Genomic DNA, 24,104 nt, shown 5'->3' on the forward strand with positions numbered 1-24,104 from the left:
GGCCTGCCAACTCCCCCATAGCAGCAGATAGCCCTGGTGCTCCTGAAAAGTCAGTGTGGGCACTGTTACAACATGGAATTGTTCAAGCGGGGCTGGCGTGACGTACCACAGAGCCACATAAGCGGCCACTAGGACCGAAGCGTGGGAGACAATGAGGTAGCGAAAATAGGCATGGTCGAGTTCCTTTCGAGAGCCTGGCAGTCCTGGCCGGTTGCAAGGAGGGGTACGACCATAAATTGAGTCTATTCCCTGAGTAGTTTCACGTAAGGAGCTAACTCAAGCCACAGACTCGTGTCGGCCCAGACCGTGTAAAAACGTTGGCATCGTCCTTGCTGTGATTTGATGGATTCAAAATCAGCGGGGGACGCCAATGAAGCGCTTTATCCAGGGAGAGCACCGAGGGCAAAGCACACTGCTTCCCGAGAGCTTGGATGACTACGTGGCGGACACCAACCCGGTGCGGGTGGTCGATGTTTTCGTCGATGAACTCGACCTTGGCCTACTGGGTTTCGAGGGTGTCGTCCCGGCGGAAACCGGCAGACCCGCCTACCATCCTGCTGACCTGCTGAAGATCTACATCTACGGTTACCTCAACCGTATCCAGTCCAGTCGACGTCTCGAACGCGAGAGTCAGCGCAACGTTGAGTTGATGTGGCTGACCGGACGTTTGATGCCGGACTTCAAGACCATCGCCAACTTCCGCAAGGATAACGGCAAGGCAATCCGCGGCGTCTGTCGGCAGTTCGTGGTGCTGTGCCAGCAACTTGGCCTGTTCTCTGAAGCGCTGGTAGCCATTGATGGCAGCAAGTTCAAGGCGGTCAACAACCGTGACCGCAATTTCACCAGCGCCAAGCTTCAGCGGCGAATGGAGGAGATCGAGTCCAGCATCAACCGTTACCTGACCGCACTGGATACCGCTGATCGCCAGGAACCGGCCGTGGCGCAGGTCAAAGCCGAACGCCTCCACGACAAGATTGCGACCTTGAAAACTAAGCTGCGGGAGCTCAAGGAAGTCGAGGTACAGCTCAACGAAACACCGGATAAACAGATCTCCCTGACCGATCCCGATGCCCGCTCAATGAAGACCCGGGGCAGCGGAATAGTCGGCTACAACGTGCAGGCGGCGGTCGACGCGAAGCACCACCTGATCGTGACCCACGAGGTCACGAACGACGGGGTCGATCGAGACCAACTGAGCTCCATGGCCAAGCAAGCGCGAGAGGCCATGGGTGTCGAGGAACTCTCGGCGGTCGCAGACAGAGGGTATTTCAAAGGCGAAGAAATCCTGGCGTGCCATGAGGCTGGAATCACCGTTTTCGTGCCCAAGACGCTGACCTCGGGAGCGACAGCGGCTGGTCGCTTCGGCAAAGGTGATTTCATCTATGACGCAGCCAAGAACGAGTATCGATGCCCGGCTGGGCAAAGCCTGATCTGGCGGTTCTCAAGCGTCGAAAAAGGGCTGAAACTGCACCGCTACTGGAGTTCGCATTGCCAGGGTTGTGCGTTGAAAGAGCACTGTACGCCTAGCTCAGAGCGCCGAGTGAGCCGATGGGAGCATGAGGCAGTGCTCGAAGCGATGCAGAGTCGCCTGGATCAAGCGCCTGAAATGATGCGAATCCGCCGTCAGACGGTCGAGCACCCGTTCGGCACGCTGAAGAGCTGGATGGGCGCCACCCACTTCCTCACCAAGACTCTCGACCGAGTGAGTACCGAGATGAGCCTGCATGTGCTCGCCTACAATCTCAAACGCGTGTTGAACGTGCTGGGCAGCGGTGCCCTGATGGCAGCGATGAAGGCCTGAGGCCTGTTCTACGACTCGTACCGCCCTCCAGCAGGCGTACTGAAGCCGAAAGTGCCATAGCAACCAGAATTATCGATTGCGCCTGATTGGGCCTCCGACGGCCTCCTAGACGCTGAGAAAATCCCCGGAAGTTGATGGTCATCGTTTGCTGCGTTTTTACACGGTCTGGGCCAATAGCGGACGCTAGTGATAAGTCGAATCTACGCCAAAAAGCGGGCAGCGCCTGGCGGCTGGGTAATCCACCATTTCCATTGGCTGCCACCTGGAAATTCTCCCAGACATAAGAGTTCGGCATGGTCCACGTAGTGGTGTGGCGAGACCTTGCGGAGCGATACAGGCCAGCCTTAATGGGTTCGAAGCTGCTCCAGGTCAAAGGCAAGCTGGAGAATCAGTCCGGGGTCGCGTCACCCAAACAGGAAATCTGCTGCTCGCGGATGTTCGGCAAGCGCTTGCGCGAGCTGGAGCCGATCAAGGAGGCAGTGGCGGCGTACGCCGCCCGGGCCAGCGAGAAGCTGAGGGCACAGCAGTCACTGTGCAAGCGTGTCCGAATCAGCATCCGTACCGGCATGTTCAATCCCGACGAGCCCAAGTTCGCAAAAGGCGTGGTGTGTGAGCTGCCGTATCCCACCGACGACACCCGATACATCACCCGGGCGGCGATCGCCGGTTTGGAGCACATCTATCGCGAGGGCTTTTCGTTCAGCAAGGCCGAGGTCCTGCTAATGGATCTGTGCCAGCGTGGCGAGTACACCGACGATCTATTCGCTCAAACCCAGTCCGCTGCGTCGGAGCGGGTTATGGGCGTGCTCGATGCAATCAACGCCAAGTGGGGCCGCAACACCCTCCGGCCCGGCCGCGTAACCACCGCGCCGGACTGGGGCACGCGACGGGAGATGATGAGCCAAAGTTTCACGACCAAGCTGGATCAGTTGTGGGTGGTGCGGTGCAACTAGGCGAGTGGCTGATACGAGTTTTTGCAATGGATGATATCGGCCAAAGCGAAGGTCAGATCAAATCCCACCAAACGGTAGATTTGCCTTCCATTGTAAATCATAGAATCTGTCAGCTTGTAAGAGCGTTGAGAAACGCCCAGCGATGAGGAGTTACTCCTATAAGTCAATCTTGCGCCCGTGTGAATCGGTAAAACAGATTTGGTTCGCTGACGATGTATAAATAGCCGTCCGTGTCGGTCGTTACACCCTCTGCCTGGGGAATACCTTTCTGCAACCCAGCAAAACCGGTGGCCAAGGAGCGAAAACTCACGACTTTCCCCACATCCGTCATTTCAATCAGCAGCTTCGACTCGTCGCTGAGTAGGAGTAGATGACCGCTTCGTTGATCGAACACGACCGAAGATAAGTCAGTCGCGAAAATCTTGCTATTTACCAAGTCCGACATGTCGCGCACATGAAGGGAAAGGCCGCCTTCAAGACTTGCACGTAGTCCGCTCACCTCCAGCAGCTGGCGGGGGTCACGCTCCCGCGTGAGAAATAAACGGTCTCGTTTCAGATCGTACGCAAGCCCCTCAAGACTTTTGTTGTCCTGGTTGCCCAGCGCCAAGGTGAGAGCTGGATACTTCTCGCGGCTTATCGAGCGATTTGAAGAAAGCTCGCCATTATCTTCCAAGGGCACATCCACGATGACCAGACTCTGACGACGCTCCTCAGCGATTGCCAGCTGGCCGTTACCAACGTAGGACACCGCCTCTACATCATGGAACCCGTCCAGGCTGTAGCGTCTCAGCAAATCGCCTTCGCGACTTAGAGCCAGCAGTTCATTAGGTCCGTTGGTAACTGCCCACAACAGATTCTGGTCAGGGTCGAAGGTCAGTCCGGAAAGGTTGTTCTCTACACCAGGAACCGGCTTAGCATCCAGCTCGACCTGATAAGCCGGCAGCCATACTGAGCTCTCATTCCAGTCGTCGGTGTGCCAGTAGGTCTTTACCCAAAAATACAACCGGTCATCAAGATGCTTGGTACGGATTTGAAATATGGCGAAAATTACTAGGAACAGCACCACCCACAGCCAGACGTGGGTTCTTCGCGTTTTAGTGGATCCTTTTTTCTTGCCTATCGACATTCAAATTCTCAATTAATGGGAGTGACGAATCGGAGATTTCAACCTGACTCACCGAGACTGGCACAACTAATACATAGGGATGCAGCCGGGTCGAACTCCAGGCGGCCCGGAGCAATAGGCTCACCGCACTGAGCGCACCAGCCATACTCACCCTCATGCCAGCGTTTTAGCGCCAGTTGCAGCCGCACCCGTTCCTGCTTCGTGCGGCTGCGGATGGCATCGTTCATCGCTTGCTGTTGGAGTGCATCCATTCTCGAAATACGACCTACTTTGCTCTGATCAAGCTCCACCGATTGCGACCGTGCTTCGGCACCTTCCAACAGGCGCTCCAGCTCGGCCGCCTTTCGATCCAGCAGCGCTTTGAAATAGGCGAGATCCAGCGGTTTATCCATAACCAATCAGCGCAGCAGGAGCAGCGGACTTGTGGTGGAACGCAACATACTTGTTGTGGTGCTACCGACCAGGAACTGGCGAATACGGGAATGACCGTAGGCGCCCATCACAAGTAGGTCGATGGCATGCTCGTTCTGATAGGCATGCAGGGTGGGCTCAACTTCACCGCTACGGATCGCGGTATGAACGGTGAACCCTGAGTCGAGCAGGGCTTTTTGTGCCCAGCCAAGCTGCGATACCGATTCTTCGTTTTCCGATCCGACCATAACAATGTGGACTGGCAGCCCCCTGAGCAGAGGGCTGGACGCCAGCATCTCCACGCCTTTTCGCGTGGTAGCGCTGCCATCGAAGGCCACCAACGCGCTTTTGGGCTCCTTGAATGCTGTCGGAGTAACGAGAACTGGCCGATGCATGATTCGAATCACGCTTTCCAGCTGGCTTCCGACGTGCTGACTCAGACTACCGCTGGATTCGCCCTGGCGGCCGATGACCAGCAACCGTATCTCGTCTTCCAATGCCTGGAGGCTTTCCAACAACTCGCCGTGGCGCTGCTTGGATTCCGGTGAGGTAACACCGTTTCCAATCGCGCGCTCTTTGGCGTTCGCTAGCATGATTCGCCCTTGTTCAAGCGCCAATTTGCTGCGCTGTTCATCCAGAGAGGCAAGTTCATCGAGGAGATGCTCGCGGCTGCCGAGTCCGATATTGCCGCTCAGGTTCGCTGCAACCGGATATTGTTGTTGATCTAATACGTGCAGAAAGGTCAGCGGAGCTTGCAAACTCCGACTGGCCCAGGCTGCATAGTCGCAAACCGCTGGAGCCGAAGCGGAACCGTCGATGCAGGCGATTACATTGGTCATTGTTGTTCTCCTTTTAGTGGCCCATTAGTTGATCAATGGCGTCCGGCTTATCGTGCACGCCAAAGCGGTCAACGATAGTGGCGCTCGCTTCGTTGAGTCCCAGCACCTCAACCTCGGTCCCCTCACGGCGGAACTTGATGACTACCTTGTCCAGCGCGGCAACTGCGGTGATATCCCAGAAGTGAGCACGGCTCAGATCAATGGTTACCTTGTCTACTGCTTCCTTGAAATCGAATGCAGCGATGAACTTGTCAGCGGAGCTGAAGAACACCTGCCCGATGACGGTATAGCTTCGATGTTCACCTGCCTCGTCCAAAGACGAAGCGATATCCATGTAATGGCCAACCTTGTTGGCGAAGAACATCGCGGCTAGCAATACGCCGGCGAGTACGCCGTAGGCCAGGTTGTGGGTTGCGACCACGACCACCACGGTTACGACCATGACAATGTTGGTCGACAATGGGTGTTTCTTCAGATTGCGTAACGAGTCCCAGCTGAAGGTACCGATCGAGACCATGATCATCACTGCCACGAGCGCGGCCATTGGAATTTGCTTCAGCCAATCACCGAGGAAGACCACCATCAGCAAAAGGAAAACGCCCGCAGCCAAGGAGGAAAGGCGAGTACGTCCACCGGACTTAACATTGATGATGGACTGACCAATCATCGCGCAACCAGCCATACCGCCGATCAGACCGGACGCGATGTTAGCCACACCTTGACCCTTGCACTCACGGTTCTTATTGCTGGGTGTGTCGGTCAAGTCGTCCACAATGGTCGCGGTCATCATCGACTCTAGTAGTCCAACGACGGCCAGGGCTGCCGAGTACGGGAAGATGATTACCAGCGTCTCGAACGTCAGCGGCACGTCTGGCCAGAGAAAGACTGGCAGCGTATCGGGCAATTGCCCCATATCACCTACAGTCCGAATATCCAATCCAACTGCAATGGCAACAGCCGTCAGCACGATGATGCATACCAGGGGCGATGGGATGAGCTTTCCAATCTTCGGGAGATACGGAAAGAGATAGATGATCCCTAGGCCTGCGGCTGTCATTGCATAGACGTGCCAGGTGACGTTCGTCAGTTCGGGCAGCTGCGCCATGAAGATCAGGATTGCCAGAGCATTGACGAAGCCTGTAACCACTGAGCGTGAGACGAATCGCATCAGCGAGCCGAGTTTCAGGTAGCCAGCAAAGATCTGCAGCACGCCACACAGCAAGGTGGCAGCAAGGAGATATTCGAGGCCGTGGTTCTTCACCAGTGTGACCATCAGCAGGGCCATAGCGCCTGTGGCGGCCGAAATCATACCCGGGCGCCCCCCTACGAAAGCGATAACCACAGCGATGCAGAAAGAGGCGTAGAGGCCAACCTTAGGATCAACTCCGGCGATGATCGAAAAGGCGATGGCCTCCGGGATCAGAGCCAGTGCCACGACGAGGCCGGCGAGAATGTCGCCACGTATATTGGTCAGCCAGTTTTGCTTGATTGTTTGCAGCATCAGTAAATCCAAGGCAATGGACGCAACGGCACCGTGCCGCAGTGGCGTGCCGAGTGTGTCGAGTCGAGTTGTAGGTATCGAGTGACAATTCTTTCGAATGGTCGGATTGCTGCAGGCGCAGCAAGACGAATCAGCTATCAGTAGGCTGATTCAAGGGAGGGGGCGTTGCGCTATGGCGGCGTAGGCAGCCAGATAGAGATTGTCAAAACGTTCATTCTGTCAGTGATTTTCAACAGTCAGAGCTGAATAAGGCAGCAGACCATACCATAGAGCGCATGGTGATGCGACTCGGTGGGCAAGGCCGAACCTCATGTATAGGGTCTCGCTTATCCAGCATTACCGAGAATCATGGCTCGCCGTAGGCATCGTTGCCGGCGAGCACGGAATTCTGGAGTCTGGCCTGATCCCACGCTCGCAGTTGCTCGGCCAGCGCCACGGAAAAGCCCTGCACGGCTGACCAGCGCAGGTGGATGGCATCTACGAAGGCCGCTGGTGGAGCGACCCATTCGCGATCGGCGTTCCAGTATTGCGCGCCGCCATTGCCTGCGATGGCAGCCGTCAGCTTCTCGTCGAAACGGGTGAGGAAGCTGCCGTCGGCATCGATCTTGGCTTTCCACTGCGGGTGCAGGGGCGTGGAAACCACCAGCAGCTGGCGTTGCTCGTTCTTCAGGCGTTTCGACAGTTCGCCCAGGGCGACAAAGCAGCTGTCATCCAGCGCGTCCGGTTTGTCGTAGAACAGGCCGCGATCACCCTGCGGCTCCAGCGGCCCGTCGCCATGGCGGGTGAACACCAGCGGGTCCCATTCGATCTCGTTGGCCCGCTGCGCCTTGACCGTCTGCGCATTGCGCAACAGCGAACGCGGCGAGAAGTAGCGCATGTAGTAACCCCAGCGTGAGGCCCGCTGATAAACGTAGTGATCGGCATCCTCGCGGTCGAACACCGCATCCGGCACTTTCCAGCAGCCGGCGAAGTCCAGCGGATCGACGATCATCACCACTTGGCGGACGCTCGGTTCACGATCCAGCAGCCAGTTGGCGACATAGGTCGACTGGTTGGCGTGCAGGCCGCAGAACGCACCGTTGAGCGGACGCAAGCCGGGCGTCTGTTCGATCAGCACGTCGCCATCGACATGGCGCCAGGCGACCGAGGAACCAACGATCAGCAGGTTCGGATCGGCGATGGGGTTGTGCCGCAGAAAGTGTAGCTTTTCGTCCACACACAGGCTGTTGGAGAAGGCCGGTGGCGGCAGGTTGTCGGTGTGATTGAGCCAGGCGAGCAGGGCGGCAAAGCCGCCGAGCATCCCGAACAGCCCGGCGAACATGCCCAGCAGGTAGCCGGCACGTATCCGCCGCTGGTCTGCTTCGGCCCGGGCGGCAACGCCGTCCGGGCATGTATCGACGGATCTGGCCATGACTCATCGCCCTCCGAGTTTGGTCTGGATCAGTTGCGCGAAGTGGCCAACGTTCTTCAGCGATTCCAGTTCGGCGGTGCGGAACTTGATGCCGAAGCGTTGCTCGGCGGCCACGATCAGCAGCACATGGGTCTGGCTGTCCCAGCCATCGATGTCGTCGGCGGTGGTTTCGGACGTGAGGACGATATCGTCATCGTCGAACACGTCATGGAAGACCTGGGTCAGCGCCTGGAGAATTTCCTTTTCGTTCATGCTTGCACCTGGATGTGATGGTTGATGGAAGCGCGCGAGGCCAGCTCGTAGCGCCAGAAACTTGCATCGGCGATGGCGTCGGCAGGGGCGGGGCGCTGCTCGAAGCCCAGCCGCGGATAGTGTTCGGCAACCATGCCGTTGCGTTCGGTGGGGCGGTATTCGCCGACCAGTGCACCCCAGCCGGCAGTTGCTGCCGCATCGGCCAGCACCTCCAGCACGGCCATCTCGACTTCACGCCCCAGCACGCGGCAGCTCATCAGCCAGCTGTCGATCAGCAGTTCGTCAGCCTCGATGGCTGTATCCGGTCGCGCCAGCACCACGCTGATCAGGCCGTTATCGCCGAACTTGTCTTCCAGCCGCAGGGCCAACGCGATAGTTTGCGGATCGCTGGCCATGCGCTCGACTTCGGCTTCGGTATAGCGGCGGGTGGTGAGGTTGAACTGATTGGTCTTGTTGATCAGCTGGGTGGCTCGGGCCAGTTCGGTGGCGCCGATGTGGCTGACGCGCAGCACCATCTGCAGCCCGCGCAGGTAGCCTTCCATGTCCGTGGCCTGATTCAGCGCGGCCTTGCGTTCGGCATTCAGCGCATAGCTGCGGCCGCGCTCGGCGTCATCGGAGGTAAAGGACACGGCCTCGAAATAACCCGCGGCGGCGATGCGTGCGGGGTAATCGGCGACATCGTCGGGCAGTTCCGGTACGGCGACTTCCGGCAGCTCGCGGCGCACGATGTCGCGCTCGGCGGGGTTGTCGTCGACGAACACCAGGCTATCCAGACCGATATCGAGCATGCTCGCGATGCGCCGCAGGTTGCCGGCCTTGTCTTCCCAGTTGGCTACGAATGCTGCGATATCGCTGCGCTTGAGGGCCATCTCGGTATGTTCAAAGGCTGCTTCGGCAACGTGCAGGTCGTTCTTGCTGCACACCGCAAGAATTACCCCGCGGCGCGCCAGTTGCGCGGCATAACGCTGGAAGGCGAGAAACGACTCGCCACTGGGGCTGCCCAGGCCGAGCTGGATACCGTCGATGCCGTCATCACCGATCACACCGCCCCAGAGGGTGTTGTCCAGATCGAGTACCAGGCATTTGCGCGACAGCCCGGCAGTGGCCGCTGCGATCCGTGCCAGCTGCTCGCCATAAAGCGGTGCCAGGGTCGGGCTGACCAGCTGCTTGGCCTGATGCCAGCGCACCGGCTCGCCCAGGCCGTCGCCATAAGCGGCTGCGTGCCAGGCCAGATCGAGCAGCAGCACGCCATCCTCGCGGGCAGCGGCTCGGATGGCGGCATTCAACCGTTCGATGACTGCCCGCGGCGAAGCCGGCACCAGTGCTTCGTAAGAGCCGAACAATGGCGGCGCCACTGGCACCAGGGTTTGCTGCACCACCTGCGCGGCATATCGCTCGCGGGCCCGGCGCCAGAGCAGGCGCAGCTCATCGACGCGCTCCGCCACGGCGGCATCCACCTCCGCCTGGCTTGCCTGCAGGGGCAGTTGCAGCGGCGCGTCATGGGCGTCCAGCGCCAGCACCACCAGTTGCGGGGCGAAGGCGTTCAGCGCCGGGTCATCGGCCAGCAGCGCCTGGCGATACATGCCGTAGGGCGCAACGTGCAACGACAGCGCCAGCCGCCGCTGCAGACCGGCCACGCGGATGGCCGGCAGCAGGTGATCGACCGTATGCGAGGACAGCAATGCCACCCGCAGTGGCGTCAGGCGTGCCGCCGCGGCGTGCTGCTCGATGCCGGCGGCAGCCAGCTTGTCCAGTCGCGCGGTGAGGGTGAAATCCCGTTGATGAGCGGCCAGCTTGACGGCTTCATGCAGCCGCTGCAGCGGATCTTCGATGCGTTTGGCTTGGCCGATGGCGCCGGACAGATCCGGGTGTGTCGGCAGCCAGGAGAGCTGTTGCATACCTGGGACTCCTTGTCGTGGTCAGAACTGGAAGTAGAGGAACTCCGTCGGTGCCATGGAGAAGGCGATCGCCAGGGCGAAGAAACCGAGGACGCCTACGGCCATGCCGTGGATCGCCGTCGGCCGCCAGGCGCTGACCGGCAGCAGCCGTTCGGTCCAGTGCGGCTGGGGCTGGAAGTTGAGCGCGGTGCGGAAATGGCCCATCCACTGCTGCACGTTGGGCATGCCCCAGACGAAGACCAGCAACGCGGCGATATAGACGAAGTCGGAGCGATCCATCGCCGTGCTGGTCGGGCTCAGGCCGAGCATGCCGGCAAGGATCGCCATGGCGGTCGGCACGTCGCTGGCGCGGAAGAACACCATCGCCACCACCACGCAGCCAAAGGTCAGCGCGACGGCCGCGGCCTTGTGCCACCAGATGTCGCTGTCCAGCTTCCAGCCCTGACGCGCCTTCCAGGCACGCCAGCCGTGGGCGACCACCAGATAGAAGCCGTGCAGCAGGCCGAAGGCGACGAAGTGCCAGCCGGCGCCGTGCCAGATGCCGGAAATGAACATGGTGAAGACGGTGGGGTAGGCGACCAGCGCAAAGAAAGTGCCGGCGGTCATCTTGCCCCGCCGCGGCTGAGGCTTGCCGGCCGCCATGCGCGCGCGGGTCACGCGCAGCACGATGGGGTTGTAGATGTAGGCGGTGAGGAAACGCGTCAGCGTCATGTGCCAGCGCGACCAGTAGTCGATGACGTTGCGCGCCTTGAACGGGCTGTTGAAGTTCGCCGGCAGGCTGATGCCGAACAGCAGCGCCAGCCCGATGGCCATGTCGCTGTAGCCGGAGAAGTCGAAGTAGATCTGCAGTGTGTAGGTCAGCGCGCCGGTCCAGGCGTCGTAGAAGGCCGGGATGGTGCCGTCGGCGGCCAGGCTGAAGACCGGGGTGGCTTTCAGCGCGAGGGTGTCGGCGATCACCACCTTCTTGAACAGGCCGAGCAGAAACACCGTGGCGCCCAGCGACAGGTTGTCGATGCGCGCGCGGAAGCTGTCGCGGTCGTTGAACTGCGCAAGCATTTCAGCGTGGTGGGTGATCGGTCCGGCGATCAGCTGCGGAAAGAAGCTGATGAACAGGCAGTAGTTGGCGAAGTCGTGTTCTTCCACCACGCCGTCATGGGCATCGACCAGGTAGGCGATCTGTTGGAAGGTGAAGAAGGAGATCGCCAGCGGCAGGATGATGTCTTCCACCCGCCAACCGAGATCCAGCGCTGCGTCCAGCGTGCCGAGCAGAAAGCCGGTGTACTTGTAGTAGACCAGCAGCAACACGTTGGCCGCGACCGCCAGCCCGAGCACCAGACGTGAGGGGTGCCGGCGCAGGTAGCCACCGAGCAGATAGTTGACCAGCATGCTGCCGACCAGCAGCGGTACGTAAACCGGGTTCCACCAGCCGTAGAACACCAATGAGACGACGGTTAGCCAGATCACCGCGAGCCGCTGTCGGCCGGATCCGGTTAGCACGAAGAATCCAATCAGCACCACCGGAAGAAAGCCGGCGATGAATTCCACCGAATTGAAAAGCATCTTTCCCTATCCCTGCTCAGCGTACGTGCATCGCTGCCCAGGCCGCCGGCAAGGCGGGGCGAGTCATCCATAAAGTCCTAGCGCCACGCCACCGACAATCCATCCTGGTCGGCTTTGCGACATCCTCGGTCCCTCAGTGGGTGCTCGCTCGGGTTACGGCCACCTTGGCCGGCTACCCCTGAGCTCCTATGACTCGGACGTGACGGTGTAAAAAAAAGTTTCAGCGTTTGTTGCACCGCCGAGCGTTTTATTGCCGCAGGTCAAAAGAGCCCCGGCGGACGCGGCCTGCAGCCCATTTCCGTCGGTCGGGAACGTTCCCGGCATTTTTCAAGGCTCGGAAAATTTGAGCGCGAACGAGTTACTGGCGTGTTCGGGCGACCGTTCAGCGCCGGTCAAATTCCGACGAAGGGAGCGGCTCAGGCCGCGCGTATAAAGTACGAAGAAGAGTCGAGTCGCGCCCTAGTATTCGCGGAGGTTGTAACGCAAGGACGGCGGCGCCGTCGACGAGCCGCTGCTCAACATCGACAGCGGCTTACGGCAGGTGATGCTTGGCGCCCGTGCCTCTCGATAGCGATTGCCGTTAACAGCGAACCGATGAGATGTGCAGCCGATCAGAATCCGCTTTTAACGATTGGAGGGTCGCCTGAAGATCGGCACGCCAAGGCGTCGGCGATATCCCAAATGTGCTCTCAAAAAGGCGACAGTCCAGCACGGACCAGGCAGGGCGCTTGGCTGGCGTTGGATATTCTTCTGTTGTGATAGGCGTCAATCGCGGAGAGCGTCCAATAATTCCTGCTCTGGATACATGATCGAATATGGCTTGAGCAAACTCGAACCAGGAGCAATGTGACTGACCGCTGAAGTGATAGAGCCCCCATGGCAGCTTTCCGTCTGATTGATAACGCTGAGCGAGTTCAAGCAGGACCGAAGCGATACGCTCGCTACTGGTTGGGCACCCTACCTGGTCATCGACGATACGCAGCTCCTTTTCGCCTGTCAGACGCAGCATCGTGTTCAGGAAGTTGCTTCCATATGCCCCATAGACCCAGCTGGTCCTTAAGATCAGGTGCTTCTCCACCTGCTGCACCTGAGCCTCTCCATCACGTTTACTCGCACCATAGACGCTGAGGGGGGCTGTTTTGTCGTGCTCCACATAAGGGCGGCTGTGCTTCCCGTCGAAAACGTAGTCGGTGGAAAGATGGAAAATTGGAATACCGTGGCTGTCAGCGTGTCGTGCCAAGTTTCCTGCACCGTCTCGGTTAACTCGATAGGCAGCTTCCACACTCGTCTCAGCAGCGTCGACGCCGGTAAACGCGGCGGCATTGACGATAAGGTCTGGCTTCAGTAGCTCGATCTTCTCCAAGACAGACTGGCCGTTGCCAACATCAAGCTCGGCTTTAGACATGCCGATAATGCTCCACCCATACTCGGTGCCTTGTTCGACTAGATTGCGTCCTACCTGACCGTTGCAACCGGTGACTAATATCTTCACTTTCAGGGCTCTTGAGAAATAAAGAACGTTCTTTATGAGATGAAATAATCGATGGTTCAATCACTTAGCGTCAGATCGTAGCTCTGCATTTCCCAGCTACGCCTGATTCGTGTGAAAACCTTGCTGTACAGACATCTAAAATACTTTAGCCATAATCGCAGAGCATGCAGGAGGCCATTGCATTGATTATGCGGACCCAATGGGACAGGTAATGAATTGAGGTGTGAGGGACGGCTATCCATTGCCAGAGACTCTATCAAGTGACCCATGATCAGACGCTCAGCGCATGGTTCTGGTTCCCGCGAGACCGTGCTTGAACTGCGAAGCTGTTCCTGGTGCGATCGAAGATGTGGGGGTGAGGTAGGCGCTATAGCGGATCAGTGAGCGCATGTAGTAATGCCAAGCGACTACCTGGTTGCAATATCAGTGCAGCTCCTTTGGAAGGCTGAATCGGACACCTGCTTGACCGAAGCGGTCGCTTGCTGGGCGGTAGCTTTCGGCCAGAAGCAGCCAACAGCGGACATCAGGCGCCTACAGAAATAGGGGCTATTCAGTTGCTGCCTAGATTGATGAAAAGGCCATGTATGCTACAAGTTTGATGAACAATTGAGATGACCAGTTTGCAAAGGAGTGTGAGCAGTGATTGGATGGTTTATGGCTGGCAACCGCATGGCTTCGCTAGCAGGAAAATGGGCGGATGCTACGAGCCTCAATCCGGGCGATAATGGCCAAATAGCTCTGTTTGCTAGGGAGTTGATGAGGCGAACTGGTCTTCGTGCAGAGGATGCGTGGATTCGGAGCCTAATCAAGTGGATTCGCAATCACCCTGACTCGGAGTCGAGAGTCGTCCTCGCCACGGCTCTGATCCGCTTTCTAGATATTTATGAGCATAGCGCTGGGTTTTCGCCACCTGAATTCAACACATAAGTGCAACGCTCGCCCCTGCATAAACTTCGTACGGCGTCTTCCAGCCCAGGCGTTTTCGCGGGCGTAAATTGATCTTCGTTACCACGCGACTGACCGCCTCGACGGTCAGCTTGCTGAAGTCGCCGCCCTTGGGAAAATACTGCCGGAGCAGGCCGTTGGTATTTTCATTAGTGCCTCGCTGCCAGGATGAATAGGGTTCTGCAAAAAAGACTTGGCACTGGCTCCGATGCGCAATGCGTTCATGCCCGGCAAACTCCTTCCCGTTATCCAGCGTCAGCGTGTGAACAGCATGCCCCTTGAGCAACAGATTGATCGCCCGCGTTACCTGCCGGCGCGTCCTGCGCTTGACCGGATAGGCGCTCAGGTAGCCGCTTTTACGATCAACCAGCGTGACCAGATTGCCGCCTACGCCATGCACCGTGTCACCCTCCCAATCACCTAGACGCTCGCGGGCTTCGACCTCAGCAGGGCGCTCGGTTATCGATACGCGATTACGCAACTGTCCGCGCCGGTCGTGGCTTCCGTAGCGTTTTCGGTACAGCTTCCTGCGGTGCCGCAAATACTTGTATAACTCGCCACCTGCGTGTTTGTCGGTGGCGATAAACCGATAAATCCACTCGTGACTGACCGCGCGCTCCGGCTGCTCTTGCTTCAGGCGCTGAGCAATCTGCTCCGGGCTCATACCGTGTTTTAGCCAGAGCGGCAGATAATGGCTGAACCACGTTAATGGCTTGCAGTGCTTGCGCGCCTGCGCTCGACGGGCATCACTTTCATGGGTCGCAGCAACCGCTTTGTAGGTCTTCTGGGAGCTGTTGCGGCGAACCTCACGACTGATCGTCGAGGGATGTACGCCAACCTGTTTCGCGATGCTTGCCTGGCTTTTTCCGGCGCTCAGACCGGCCTCAATCTGGTAACGTTGGCCCTGAGTCAGCTGCCGGTAATGCGTAGTCATCTGCGCTTGAATCCTTCGGTGTGAGAGCCTGGATTCTACCGGTGGCTGACTCTCTGCCTATCGTTTCAAACGTTGCACTTATTCTATGAATTCAGGCCAGAAACAAAGGGCGCTGCAAGACAGGCTGCGAATGATGTTCTGCGTATTAGAGAAGCCCAGCCGCAAGCTACTTATACCTTAGCTCCTCCCGCGCACCGGACCGCACCGGCCAAGACTTTTGATCCGTTGGCATTGAGCCGTCAGGTTGGCTCTGTCATCACAGATGATACGACTAAGTGGGAGGTGTTCACTGCTGCACTCGACTATATCAAAGAGGTCTATGGCCACGAATGCAGCAAAAAGGCTGACGTGGAAAATAACTTTGCCCATATTACTCAAAACGCTTCGCTGTCTGTTTTGGGTTGCTATGCCGTGGTAGGGCGTTTAGTCGTTTTTTATTTCTTTGACGAATTGCGCAAGGTAGTTCAGCAAGGAAAATTCAAAGGCTTCAACATGACTTGGACTGTAAAGCTACTAGACCAAACACGTGATTGGTCTGCAGCGAATAATGAGCAAGATTGGGTGGATGCTCGCTGCGTGGCTGTAGATCGCGCGCTGAGTGAAAACATTCAATACTTCCATCGCCATATCAGCTAAAGAGCGTAATTGACCACCCATTTGCATTCGACTTGACCAGTCGCTTGCATCGGACGTGACCAGTCCACTGGCCAAGCCTGACAGGTGTAAATCAACTCTAAACTGCCGCTCACCAAGGGCGGAAATCGGCCAAAAGCGGGCTTTAGATGGCAGTCCCACTTGACTGTCAAGGTTCGCTACGGTGTTAGCTGCGGCTTCCAATGCATCAACTGACTCGACCGGAGATGGCTGGACGGCAACGGTTCCCGTTGTCTCGTAGGGCGCTGACTGGACGCTAGAGAGGGCATCTGCCGCGGCCTCTTGGCGAGTAGCGCCTGGCTGGCAGCTCGTTGCGCCATTTCCTGGCAGGCAGAGGGACACACGATCAGAACGTAACTGGGGTATTGACCCAGAGAATACGCGCTTCGCTATCGCCACCGTTTCGGTAACCATGGGGTAGGTTGCTGGGGAAATGAAAAGCATCGCCCGCCGTCAGGCTGTAGGTGTGCTCACCGATAGTAAGCTCGATACTGCCCGTGAGTACGTAACCCATTTCCTCGCCGGGATGCTCAATCAGACCATCGCTGGCCACCCCTGGAGCCACAATATGGATATTGCCCTGCAGCAGGCCGCCCTTCTGCAGATGGGTGATGCGCTCCAGACCGATCTCGCCATCCTTGTTGCGTTTGACGAAACGCTTCACCGGCCTGTCTCCAGCACGCAGCACCGGCTCATCGGATACCCACTCCTCCGATGTAAGTGTCGACACGTTGCTACCCAGGGCCCCTGCCAGGCGGTGAAGCATCGCCAGCGAAGGTGACGCAGCATCGTTCTCCAGCTTGGAGATCAGACTCTCCGAGCAGCTGGCGGCGACGGCCACCTGCTTGAGGGTCAGCCCGGCAACCTTGCGTGCATGGCGCAGGCGCATGCCCAGGCTGGGCAGACCGTCGGTGTGGTGAGCCTTGAAAGAAGGGGTAGGACTGGGTTTACGCATGCGCATCTCAATCAATGAGTGACGAAGGGGAGCAGCCATGAGCGGCGCAGTATCGTCCAAGGCGGGCGCGAAGTTTAAGCCGTGCCCACCTCACCGCCACTGCTAGCCGTCAAGCCAAGCCCGTGCCAGAGGGCTCAAACCTGCCAGCCGATTAGCCGGCACTGACCACAAAGTGCACTTCCACCGGATTCAGGTCGTTGATCGGCACGATGTCCTGTGGGCAGGCCGACATGACCACCACGCAGTCTATAGCTGCCTGGATCTCCACGTAGTCACCGGCCTTGGATACCGGAGGCAGCCACTCGATGCTGTAGTCCGAATTGACCGGAATGTTCATCCACAGGTTGAATGGCTGAGGGACTTCGCGGGCACGCAAACCGATGGCCTGCAAGGCCAGGCGCATATTGTCGGCGCAGCTATCGTGGTAACCCTCAACACCGAGGTTGGTGTAGCGATGCAGATCGCAGGCGGCGATCAGGGTGTCGTGCACGCCTGGCGAGGTGTCGGTGAGCAGCGTGCCGATGGACCGGCGGCGGTTGCTGAACAGCTCGTCACCCGCCTTCGGAATGATTCGGTCGATATGCGCGCGGGCATGTTCCATGGAGAGAAATTCACTGAGGTCTTTGGCATTGAACAGCCAGGTGTCGCACACCTGGGTGCCGTGGGTGTTGATGATCTTGATGACCTCACCCGCCTTCAAGCGCACGGCACGGCCGCAGCGTGCCGGCACGGTGTATGTCTTGCCGAGTTCCGGCGTACCGTCGGCCGACAGCGGCTCGTTGAGGGTGGCGTTGGTGCCCAGCGAGGCGCCGTTGTCGAGCTGGCAGCAGGCGGGGTAATCGTGGGCGTGGTTCGAATGGCTCATGGTCGCTCCTAGGTGGGCAAGGACAGGTCAGGCTTGTTCAGCCAGTTGGACGAGGCTCCAGGCCAGCGCACGGGCGCCGACTTCGAGCTGGGAAGGTTCGGTGTATTCCTTGGGGTTGTGGCTGATGCCGTCGCGGCTCGGCACGAATAGCATGCCGGTCGGGCAATGCGTCGCCAGGTACATGGCATCGTGAAAGGCGCCCGAGCGCAGGCTCAGGGATGCTTCGCCAGTGGCGTCGGCGGCCTGCTGAAGCACGTCGACGACAGCTGCATCGAACGCCACTGGCGGATGACTAAAGAGCATCTGCAGTTCGGCCTGCGCGGGCAGGCAATCGGCCAGCGCCGCGTCGAAGGCGTCCAGCACGGCACTGTCGGCGTGCCGGAAGTCGATGCTGAAAGTCACCTCTCCGGCTATTGTGTTGATCGAGTTGGGCAGCACGTGCCAGCGTCCGAAGGTCAGGCGCTTGTCGGTGCCCGCCAGGCGCTCGGCCAGGGCGTCGATGGCTGGCAGGCAGCCGGTAGCCAGCAGCATCGCATCCTGACGCATGTCCATCGGCGTGGTGCCGGCATGGGCGGAGGCCCCATGGCAGCGGACCTGGTACCAGCGCACACCCTGAATGCCGGATACCACGCCAAGCGGCACACCCGCGCGTTCCAGCACCGGCCCCTGTTCGATATGCAGTTCGATGAAAGCATGCGCGGCGATCCTGTCGCGCAGCGGTAGCCCGGCGAAACGTCGGGCATGCTCGTCCAGAGCCTCACCGACACTGACGCCCGAAGCATCCAGGCTGTCTCGATAGGCAGCCATGCGGGTCGGTTCGACGAAGGCGCTGGAGCCCATGGCTCCGGGGCTGAAACGACTTCCCTCTTCGTTCGTCCACACCACCAATTCGATGGGGCGGCGCGTGCGCAAGCCCTGATCGTGCAGCGCCAGCAGGCACTCCAGACCGGCCATCACGCCGTAGCAGCCGTCCAGATGACCACCGCTGGGCTGGGTATCGATATGGCTGCCGGTCATCACTGGCGGCAGATCCTCCAGGCCGTCGAGGCGGATGAACAGATTGGCGCAGGCATCCGTCCATACGCGGCAACCGATACGCTGCGCCTCGCCGATCAGCCAGGCACGCGCCTCGAAATCTTCTGCGGAAAGCGCTTGGCGATTCATCCCGCCGGCCTGTAACGCGCCGAACCCGGCCAGGGTATCGAGCAGGCCATGCAGACGCTCGGCACGCACCGCCGCCATCACCCGTTCGGCATTCATTGGCACATCTCCTGGCGTGGCGTCAGGCTGCGGTTGAACCAGGGTTTGAGGAACTGCCTCAGGCGGTCGGTGGCGGGTGCCTGGAACATCGTCGCCGGCGCACCGGTTTCGACGATCTGCCCAGCTTCCATGAACACCACCTGGCTGGATATCTGTGCGGCGAAACTCATCTCGTGGGTTACCATGACCATGGTCATGCCGTCGCTGGCCAGGCCGCGAATTACCTGCAGTACCTCTTCTACCAATTCCGGATCAAGCGCCGACGTCGGCTCGTCGAGCAGCATTAGGCGAGGCTTGACCGCCAGCGCCCGGGCGATACCGACGCGCTGTTGCTGCCCACCGGACAGTCGTGCCGGATAGGCGCCAATCTTGGCTGCCAGGCCAACCCTTTGCAGAGCGGCCTCGGCCAGCGAGCGCGCGTCGGTTCGGTTCAGACGCTTGCCCAGCAGCAACGGCGCCATGACGTTTTCGAGCACCGTCATGTGCGGCCAGAGATTGAATTGCTGAAACACCATGGCCAGCGGTCGACGTACCTCGGCGATGATGGCGGCGCTGTCTTGGTCGGTTGGGCGCCGTCCGGGGCCGCTGTAACCAAGCAGCTGGCCATCGATCCATACCTCGCCCTGGTCATAGGCTTCGAGGAAATTCATGCAGCGCAGGGCAGTGGTCTTGCCGGAGCCGGAGGGGCCGATGAGCGAGACGATCTCACCAGCCCGGACACTGAGGTCGAAGCGCTGCAGTACGGTATTGGCGCCGTAGGACTTGCCCACGCCGCGCAGTTCAAGAAGGGGCAGGTTGCTCATCGGGTCATCCTCGCAGGTAGCGCGTTGCGCGACGGCCGAGCGCAGCGGCGGCGAAACCCACCAGCAGCGTCAGCAGCCAGTACGAAAGCACCAGCAGCACGTAGGGCACGACATAGGAAAAGGTGTTGGACACGATCTGTCCGGCGGTCATGGTCAGCTCCGGCACGGTAATGATCGACGCCACCGCGCTTTCCTTGATGGTCAGGATCACCTGATTGCCCAAAAGCGGCAGCGCGAACGCCAGCGCCTGGGGCGTCTGAATGTGCCAGAAGGTCTGGATGCCGCTCAGACCATGCACCTGCGCGGCCTCTAGCTGACCAATCGGCACGCTGGCCCAGGCCGAACGAAGCAACTCGGCGAAATAGGCCGCGCTGTAGAGGCACAGTGCAAGAATGCTGGCCTCGATGGCGTCCAGGGTCACACCAAGCACTGGCAGACCGAAGTAGATCAGCAACAGTTGCGCGAGGAACGGTGTGCCGCGCACCAGCCAGACATACAACCGATACACAGCAATGAAGCCAGGTACCGCCAGGCGCAACGCGTTGAGGGTAAAGCCCAGCAGCAGGCCCAGCGCCGCACCGGAAAAACTGATGCCAAGGGTGACCAGCAGCGCATGGCCGAAATCGGGAAGGTGATTCATCCAGTTCTCCATCAGCTGCGCGCCTGCCAGCGACGCTCCAGCTGGCGCCCGAGCAGAGCCAGCAGGCTGGTCAGCGCCAGGTAGAACAGTGCGGCGACGAGATATACCTCCAGCGGGCGGTAAGTCTGCGAAACCAGTTGCTGGCTGACCCGCATCAGGTCGGTGATGGAGATCACCGAGACCACTGCCGACACCTTGATCACATCGATCAGCTCGGAAATCAGCGCCGGCAGGGTCAGACGTACCACTTGCGGCAACTGGATGTGCAGCAGCGTGCGCCAGCGACCGATGCTGAACACCGCAGCGGCCTCCAGCTGCCCTGCCGGGATAGCAGCGAAACCGCTACGCAGGATTTGCGATTGGTAGGCCCCAGTATTCAGGGCCAATGCCAGACCGGCGGCGACCAGCGCCGGCACGTCCATGCCCAGCCCGGCAGGCAAATAGAAGAGCAGCAGCAACTGCGCCAACATCGGCGTGCCACGGAAGAAACTCACATAAACCCTGGCGAACGCTACGCAACCTCGGCTGCGACTGCTGCCCAGCAGATAGATCAGCACGCCGAGAACGAAGCCCAGCAGCATCCCGGCCAGGCACAGCCACAGTGTGGTGAGCGCACCGTCGAGCAGAGCAGGCCAGTAGAGTGCGAAGCGAACGCCGAAGTCATCCATGGTCAGCGACTCAGATGCTCGGCTCGGGCATGGCGTCGGCCGGCACATCCATGGTGAAGCCGAACCATTTTTCCTGCAGGGCCTTCATGGTGCCGTCACGGTTAGCACGGGCGATACCGTCGCTGAACAGTTTGACCAGGCTGGCGCTGTCGGCATCCTTGCGGCCGACCCAACCGTAATAGGTCTGCGGGCCGAGCATGTCGCTGAGCGTGCTGAACACGCCAGGACGCGACTTGATCAGCGGGCCGAGGTTGGACAGCGACTGGGCAACGCCATCCAGGCGGCCCAGCGCTAGATCGGCGTACGCCTCGTCGAAGCTGACGTACTCACGAATGGCCTTGAGGCCAGGCTGGCCGGCGTCCTTGAGTTTCTGGTCATAGGCCTGCAGAACCTGCAATTGGCCGGAGCCGCTCTGCGAACCGACCACCTTGCCGTTGAGATCGTTCAGGCTGCTGATCGAGTCGTCATTGCCACGCTTGAGCAGTGCAACGGTGGACTCGGCGATCGGCACGGTGAAGGCGAATTGTTCGAAGCGCGCCTTGTTGACGGTCACAGAGGTCACCACGAAATCGAACTTGCCTGTATCCAGACCCGGCAAAATGCCTTGGAAGGGTAGGTCGAGTTGCTTGACCTTGACCTCCGGCAGATCCTTGAGCACGTAGGTCATCAGATCAGCGCCATAGCCGACGATCTTGCCGTTCTCCACCGATTCGAACGGTGCGAAGCGGGCTTCGGTGGCGATGGTAATTTGCTTCTTCTGCTGGACGCGTTGCAGCAGGTCGTCGGCGTGGGCCAGGGAGCTGGCGAGCAGAGTGGCCAGGGCAAATGTCAGGTTTTTCACGGCACGGCGTTGCATGGCGAGACCTCTTCTTGAAGAGATGGATATTTATTCAAGCAACTTGAATAAATGTACATGAGCATGAATCGTGCCAGCCTGTGGACAGGTTGCCGGATGGGAAAAATGGGCTGAGCGAAGATCATTGCGCACCATTGGTGAGCAGATGGGAGATTAGATGGGCCGCGATGGTGCTCGCCGAAAGTGTCGTCTGGTCTCGATCATCAGCACGCCTTGCGGCCGGTCTCAACCGTGAGCCAGGGCGTCCATCATCTAAGCTCTAGCGATGCAGGACCAGATCGATGAAGGTTGCCCTAGCAGTGGTCCAGTTGGGGCGGGTACAGACCCCGGCGTTTAAGCCGGTAGATGGCAAACGGCTTCCAGATTCACTCCGTCAGAGGCCAATATATAAGGCGCGTAATAGTTGGAGTGGTAATGGGGTCTGATGCCGGGTGCTCAATTATCGCGTCCGCCAGCTGCCGAAAAGAGACACTGCTGGTCGGCTGCTATCGGCCAAAAGCGGCCTGTAGCAGGCAGCGTAAAAGGTCAGGAGCTGACGGCCACCGAACAATGTCTCCGTCCATGGCAGTTGGTTGCAATAGGTCTGAAGCGACCCTTGGCTCAGGATTGAATCGGTTAGCCTGCAGCTGCGCGAACCTCACCAATGCAGCTGCCTTGATGAGAGACTTGGGCGCTGTGGCTTGCTTAGGCTTGTCTGCGCAGGTCAAAAAACTGGCAACCAGAGTTGAGACCCACCAGCCAACCAACCCTAGAGTGGTATTCCCGATACTTTCAATAACAGGGAATGCGTATGAAACTCAAACTCTTGGCGACGGTTCTAGTGGGCGCCGCTCTGACCGCCGGGTATCAGTACCTTGCCGTCCCCGACCTGCAGAAGAAAGACCCCGACGCCGGCCTCAGCCGTGATGAAATCCGGCAGCGCGATGAACGTGCGCAGGAGAACTGGGCCTACTCACTGGGGCTGCAGGCCTATGTCTGGGGCCTGCCGCTGACCATCACCGACCGTGAACGCCTGCTGCGACTGAATGAGCGCAAGCTGAAATTCGTCACCGAGCGCCAGATCTGCCCCTGCGCCCCCATCAACCAGATTGGCCACATGACCAAGCTGGCTACCTCGCAGGATGAGCTGCCTTATACACCCAACAACGACACGATCTACAGCGGCGTCATGCTGGAGCTCAAGGATGATCCGGTGATCCTCAGCCTGCCGGATGTCCAGGACCGCTACTGGAGCGTGCAGGTCGCCGATGCCTATCTGGAGAACCTGCCCTATATCGGCACCCGGGCGACCCAGGGCAAGGGCGGTCACTATCTGTTCGCCGGCCCTGACTGGCAGGGCGAAGTACCCACAGGCGTCGAACTGCGGCGCCTGTCGACCAACTCCGGCGCCCTCGCCCTGCGCTACGGGGTGAGCAAGGAAGATCCTCAGGACCTGCCCCGCGTGCTGGAACTGCAGAAACAGGTGCACACCACCTCGCTCAGCAATTGGGGCAAGCCCGATGGCTTTGGCAAGGTGACCACCGTGAAGATGTCCCGCAAGGAATACAGCGGCGACCTGGCCCTCTTCGAGCGCATGGTCGATCTGCTGAATGAGAACCCACCGCGTTCGGAGCAGCGCGCTGCCGTGTCCATGTTCCAGAGCATCGGCATCGAGCTTGGCAAGCCCTTCGATGCCAGCCGGCTGCACCCGGCCACGGTGGCTGGCCTTAAGCGTGCACTGGCCGACAGCCAGGACCTGATGACTTGGAAGGTGAAGTACCGCGGCACGCCCTACCCGACCCGCTGGAACAACCTGCACGAGGGCAGCTACGGCTTCCACTTCATCAACCGCGCAGAGGGTGCGCTCGAAGGTCTGATGGTGCATGACCGCGAAGAAGGGGTGTACTTCAGCACCTATGAAGATGGCACCGGCCAGTTGCTTGATGGCCAGCAGCGCTACATCTTGCACTTCGAGCGTGATGCACTGCCCCAGCTTCAGGACAAGGGTTTCTGGTCCATCACCCTGTACGGCACCAACTTCCAGCTGGTGGACAATGCCATCGACCGCTACTCCATCGGTGACCGGACCCCGGGACTGACCTACAACCCGGACGGTTCACTGACGCTATATATCCAGCACCAGCCCCCCACCGGGCTCGAAAGCAACTGGCTGCCTTCACCTGATAAAGGGTTGTTCCGTTTGAACTACCGCATCTATCTGCCCGATGAGAAGACGCGCAATCCAAAGACGCTGCAGCAGTTCATTCCGCCCATCCAACCCCAGGCGCGCAGCTGAGCCCA

20 protein-coding genes and 1 pseudogene are annotated in these 24,104 nt (G+C 59.4%); 4 read left to right on the top strand and 17 right to left on the bottom strand.

Going from position 1 to position 24,104, the window contains the following annotated elements; translation table 11 throughout:
• Positions 1-370 precede the first annotated feature (370 nt).
• Positions 371-1,801 (top strand): IS1182-like element ISPa7 family transposase, encoded by a 1,431-nt coding sequence (locus ACVWSC_RS25220; protein ID WP_023098450.1) that lies wholly within the window; start codon positions 371-373, stop codon positions 1,799-1,801.
• A gap of 398 nt (positions 1,802-2,199) precedes the next feature.
• Positions 2,200-2,754: pseudogene (locus ACVWSC_RS25225) on the top strand (DinB/UmuC family translesion DNA polymerase); the annotation flags it as partial.
• A 163-nt stretch (positions 2,755-2,917) separates the two neighbouring features.
• Here the strand turns inward: ACVWSC_RS25225 and ACVWSC_RS25230 are convergent.
• From ACVWSC_RS25230 to ACVWSC_RS25275, 10 genes are all read right to left on the bottom strand, one after another.
• A complete protein-coding gene (locus tag ACVWSC_RS25230) occupies positions 2,918-3,880 on the bottom strand; it encodes an SdiA-regulated domain-containing protein (RefSeq protein WP_023102015.1) in 963 nt (320 codons plus the stop codon).
• Between the two features lie 38 nt (positions 3,881-3,918).
• Positions 3,919-4,272: a TraR/DksA family transcriptional regulator gene (locus ACVWSC_RS25235; protein WP_014597086.1), complete on the bottom strand. Its 354-nt coding sequence runs from the start codon at positions 4,270-4,272 to the stop codon at positions 3,919-3,921.
• Between the two features lie 6 nt (positions 4,273-4,278).
• A complete protein-coding gene (locus tag ACVWSC_RS25240; protein WP_017244583.1) occupies positions 4,279-5,130 on the bottom strand; it encodes a universal stress protein in 852 nt (283 codons plus the stop codon).
• A 13-nt stretch (positions 5,131-5,143) separates the two neighbouring features.
• Complete coding sequence (locus tag ACVWSC_RS25245) at positions 5,144-6,631, bottom strand: SulP family inorganic anion transporter (RefSeq protein WP_008567161.1); 1,488 nt, start codon at positions 6,629-6,631, stop codon at positions 5,144-5,146.
• Between the two features lie 346 nt (positions 6,632-6,977).
• Positions 6,978-8,042 (bottom strand): hypothetical protein, encoded by a 1,065-nt coding sequence (locus ACVWSC_RS25250; protein ID WP_008567162.1) that lies wholly within the window; start codon positions 8,040-8,042, stop codon positions 6,978-6,980.
• A gap of 3 nt (positions 8,043-8,045) precedes the next feature.
• Entirely contained in the window at positions 8,046-8,294 is a 249-nt protein-coding gene (locus ACVWSC_RS25255; RefSeq protein WP_008567163.1) for an acyl carrier protein, read from the bottom strand.
• The gene (locus tag ACVWSC_RS25260) at positions 8,291-10,192 is read right to left on the bottom strand and encodes an HAD-IIIC family phosphatase (RefSeq protein WP_023102014.1); all 1,902 of its coding nucleotides are present in this window, start codon (positions 10,190-10,192) and stop codon (positions 8,291-8,293) included. The genes ACVWSC_RS25255 and ACVWSC_RS25260 overlap by 4 nt, the downstream gene beginning before the upstream one ends.
• A gap of 21 nt (positions 10,193-10,213) precedes the next feature.
• The gene (locus ACVWSC_RS25265) at positions 10,214-11,752 is read right to left on the bottom strand and encodes an MBOAT family O-acyltransferase (protein ID WP_017244581.1); all 1,539 of its coding nucleotides are present in this window, start codon (positions 11,750-11,752) and stop codon (positions 10,214-10,216) included.
• Positions 11,753-12,332: 580 nt separating this feature from the next.
• Positions 12,333-13,244 carry a dTDP-4-dehydrorhamnose reductase gene (rfbD, locus tag ACVWSC_RS25270; protein ID WP_017244580.1) on the bottom strand — a complete coding sequence of 304 codons (912 nt, stop codon included), beginning with the start codon at positions 13,242-13,244 and terminating at the stop codon, positions 12,333-12,335.
• Between the two features lie 916 nt (positions 13,245-14,160).
• Positions 14,161-15,123, bottom strand: coding sequence for an IS30-like element ISPsme1 family transposase (locus ACVWSC_RS25275; protein ID WP_442107591.1), 963 nt, complete (start codon positions 15,121-15,123; stop codon positions 14,161-14,163).
• 72 nt (positions 15,124-15,195) lie between these two features.
• Here ACVWSC_RS25275 and ACVWSC_RS25280 point away from each other — a divergent pair, with 72 nt between their 5' ends.
• Positions 15,196-15,759, top strand: coding sequence for a hypothetical protein (locus ACVWSC_RS25280; RefSeq protein WP_442109869.1), 564 nt, complete (start codon positions 15,196-15,198; stop codon positions 15,757-15,759).
• Between the two features lie 364 nt (positions 15,760-16,123).
• Here the strand turns inward: ACVWSC_RS25280 and ACVWSC_RS25285 are convergent, their stop codons facing one another.
• From ACVWSC_RS25285 to ACVWSC_RS25315, 7 genes are all read right to left on the bottom strand, one after another.
• Entirely contained in the window at positions 16,124-16,732 is a 609-nt protein-coding gene (locus tag ACVWSC_RS25285; RefSeq protein WP_023102011.1) for a cupin domain-containing protein, read from the bottom strand.
• A 151-nt stretch (positions 16,733-16,883) separates the two neighbouring features.
• Positions 16,884-17,597 carry a DUF1989 domain-containing protein gene (locus ACVWSC_RS25290; RefSeq protein WP_023102010.1) on the bottom strand — a complete coding sequence of 238 codons (714 nt, stop codon included), beginning with the start codon at positions 17,595-17,597 and terminating at the stop codon, positions 16,884-16,886.
• 27 nt (positions 17,598-17,624) lie between these two features.
• The gene (locus tag ACVWSC_RS25295) at positions 17,625-18,857 is read right to left on the bottom strand and encodes a M20 family metallo-hydrolase (RefSeq protein ID WP_023102009.1); all 1,233 of its coding nucleotides are present in this window, start codon (positions 18,855-18,857) and stop codon (positions 17,625-17,627) included.
• On the bottom strand, positions 18,854-19,660 hold the full coding sequence (locus ACVWSC_RS25300; RefSeq protein ID WP_023102008.1) for an amino acid ABC transporter ATP-binding protein: 807 nt from the start codon (positions 19,658-19,660) through the stop codon (positions 18,854-18,856). The genes ACVWSC_RS25295 and ACVWSC_RS25300 overlap by 4 nt, the downstream gene beginning before the upstream one ends.
• Before the next feature lie 4 nt (positions 19,661-19,664).
• Positions 19,665-20,300 carry an amino acid ABC transporter permease gene (locus ACVWSC_RS25305; RefSeq protein WP_023102007.1) on the bottom strand — a complete coding sequence of 212 codons (636 nt, stop codon included), beginning with the start codon at positions 20,298-20,300 and terminating at the stop codon, positions 19,665-19,667.
• An 11-nt stretch (positions 20,301-20,311) separates the two neighbouring features.
• The gene (locus tag ACVWSC_RS25310) at positions 20,312-20,968 is read right to left on the bottom strand and encodes an amino acid ABC transporter permease (protein ID WP_023102006.1); all 657 of its coding nucleotides are present in this window, start codon (positions 20,966-20,968) and stop codon (positions 20,312-20,314) included.
• Between the two features lie 10 nt (positions 20,969-20,978).
• A complete protein-coding gene (locus ACVWSC_RS25315) occupies positions 20,979-21,824 on the bottom strand; it encodes a transporter substrate-binding domain-containing protein (RefSeq protein ID WP_023102005.1) in 846 nt (281 codons plus the stop codon).
• A 790-nt stretch (positions 21,825-22,614) separates the two neighbouring features.
• On the opposite strand from ACVWSC_RS25315, the gene ACVWSC_RS25320 reads away from it, so the two are divergent.
• A complete protein-coding gene (locus tag ACVWSC_RS25320) occupies positions 22,615-24,099 on the top strand; it encodes a DUF1254 domain-containing protein (RefSeq protein ID WP_011911464.1) in 1,485 nt (494 codons plus the stop codon).
• Positions 24,100-24,104: the final 5 nt, after the last annotated feature.

Source organism: Pseudomonas sp. NUPR-002 (genome assembly GCF_056322725.1).

Coding starts and splice junctions, on each gene's coding strand:
- ACVWSC_RS25220 (WP_023098450.1), top strand. CDS start 371: ATGAAGCGCTTTATCCAGGGAGAGCACCGAGGGCAAAGCACACTGCTT.
- ACVWSC_RS25230 (WP_023102015.1), bottom strand. CDS start 3,880: ATGTCGATAGGCAAGAAAAAAGGATCCACTAAAACGCGAAGAACCCAC.
- ACVWSC_RS25235 (WP_014597086.1), bottom strand. CDS start 4,272: ATGGATAAACCGCTGGATCTCGCCTATTTCAAAGCGCTGCTGGATCGA.
- ACVWSC_RS25240 (WP_017244583.1), bottom strand. CDS start 5,130: ATGACCAATGTAATCGCCTGCATCGACGGTTCCGCTTCGGCTCCAGCG.
- ACVWSC_RS25245 (WP_008567161.1), bottom strand. CDS start 6,631: ATGCTGCAAACAATCAAGCAAAACTGGCTGACCAATATACGTGGCGAC.
- ACVWSC_RS25250 (WP_008567162.1), bottom strand. CDS start 8,042: ATGGCCAGATCCGTCGATACATGCCCGGACGGCGTTGCCGCCCGGGCC.
- ACVWSC_RS25255 (WP_008567163.1), bottom strand. CDS start 8,294: ATGAACGAAAAGGAAATTCTCCAGGCGCTGACCCAGGTCTTCCATGAC.
- ACVWSC_RS25260 (WP_023102014.1), bottom strand. CDS start 10,192: ATGCAACAGCTCTCCTGGCTGCCGACACACCCGGATCTGTCCGGCGCC.
- ACVWSC_RS25265 (WP_017244581.1), bottom strand. CDS start 11,752: ATGCTTTTCAATTCGGTGGAATTCATCGCCGGCTTTCTTCCGGTGGTG.
- ACVWSC_RS25275 (WP_442107591.1), bottom strand. CDS start 15,123: ATGACTACGCATTACCGGCAGCTGACTCAGGGCCAACGTTACCAGATT.
- ACVWSC_RS25285 (WP_023102011.1), bottom strand. CDS start 16,732: ATGCGTAAACCCAGTCCTACCCCTTCTTTCAAGGCTCACCACACCGAC.
- ACVWSC_RS25290 (WP_023102010.1), bottom strand. CDS start 17,597: ATGAGCCATTCGAACCACGCCCACGATTACCCCGCCTGCTGCCAGCTC.
- ACVWSC_RS25295 (WP_023102009.1), bottom strand. CDS start 18,857: ATGAATGCCGAACGGGTGATGGCGGCGGTGCGTGCCGAGCGTCTGCAT.
- ACVWSC_RS25300 (WP_023102008.1), bottom strand. CDS start 19,660: ATGAGCAACCTGCCCCTTCTTGAACTGCGCGGCGTGGGCAAGTCCTAC.
- ACVWSC_RS25305 (WP_023102007.1), bottom strand. CDS start 20,300: ATGAATCACCTTCCCGATTTCGGCCATGCGCTGCTGGTCACCCTTGGC.
- ACVWSC_RS25310 (WP_023102006.1), bottom strand. CDS start 20,968: ATGGATGACTTCGGCGTTCGCTTCGCACTCTACTGGCCTGCTCTGCTC.
- ACVWSC_RS25315 (WP_023102005.1), bottom strand. CDS start 21,824: ATGCAACGCCGTGCCGTGAAAAACCTGACATTTGCCCTGGCCACTCTG.
- ACVWSC_RS25320 (WP_011911464.1), top strand. CDS start 22,615: ATGAAACTCAAACTCTTGGCGACGGTTCTAGTGGGCGCCGCTCTGACC.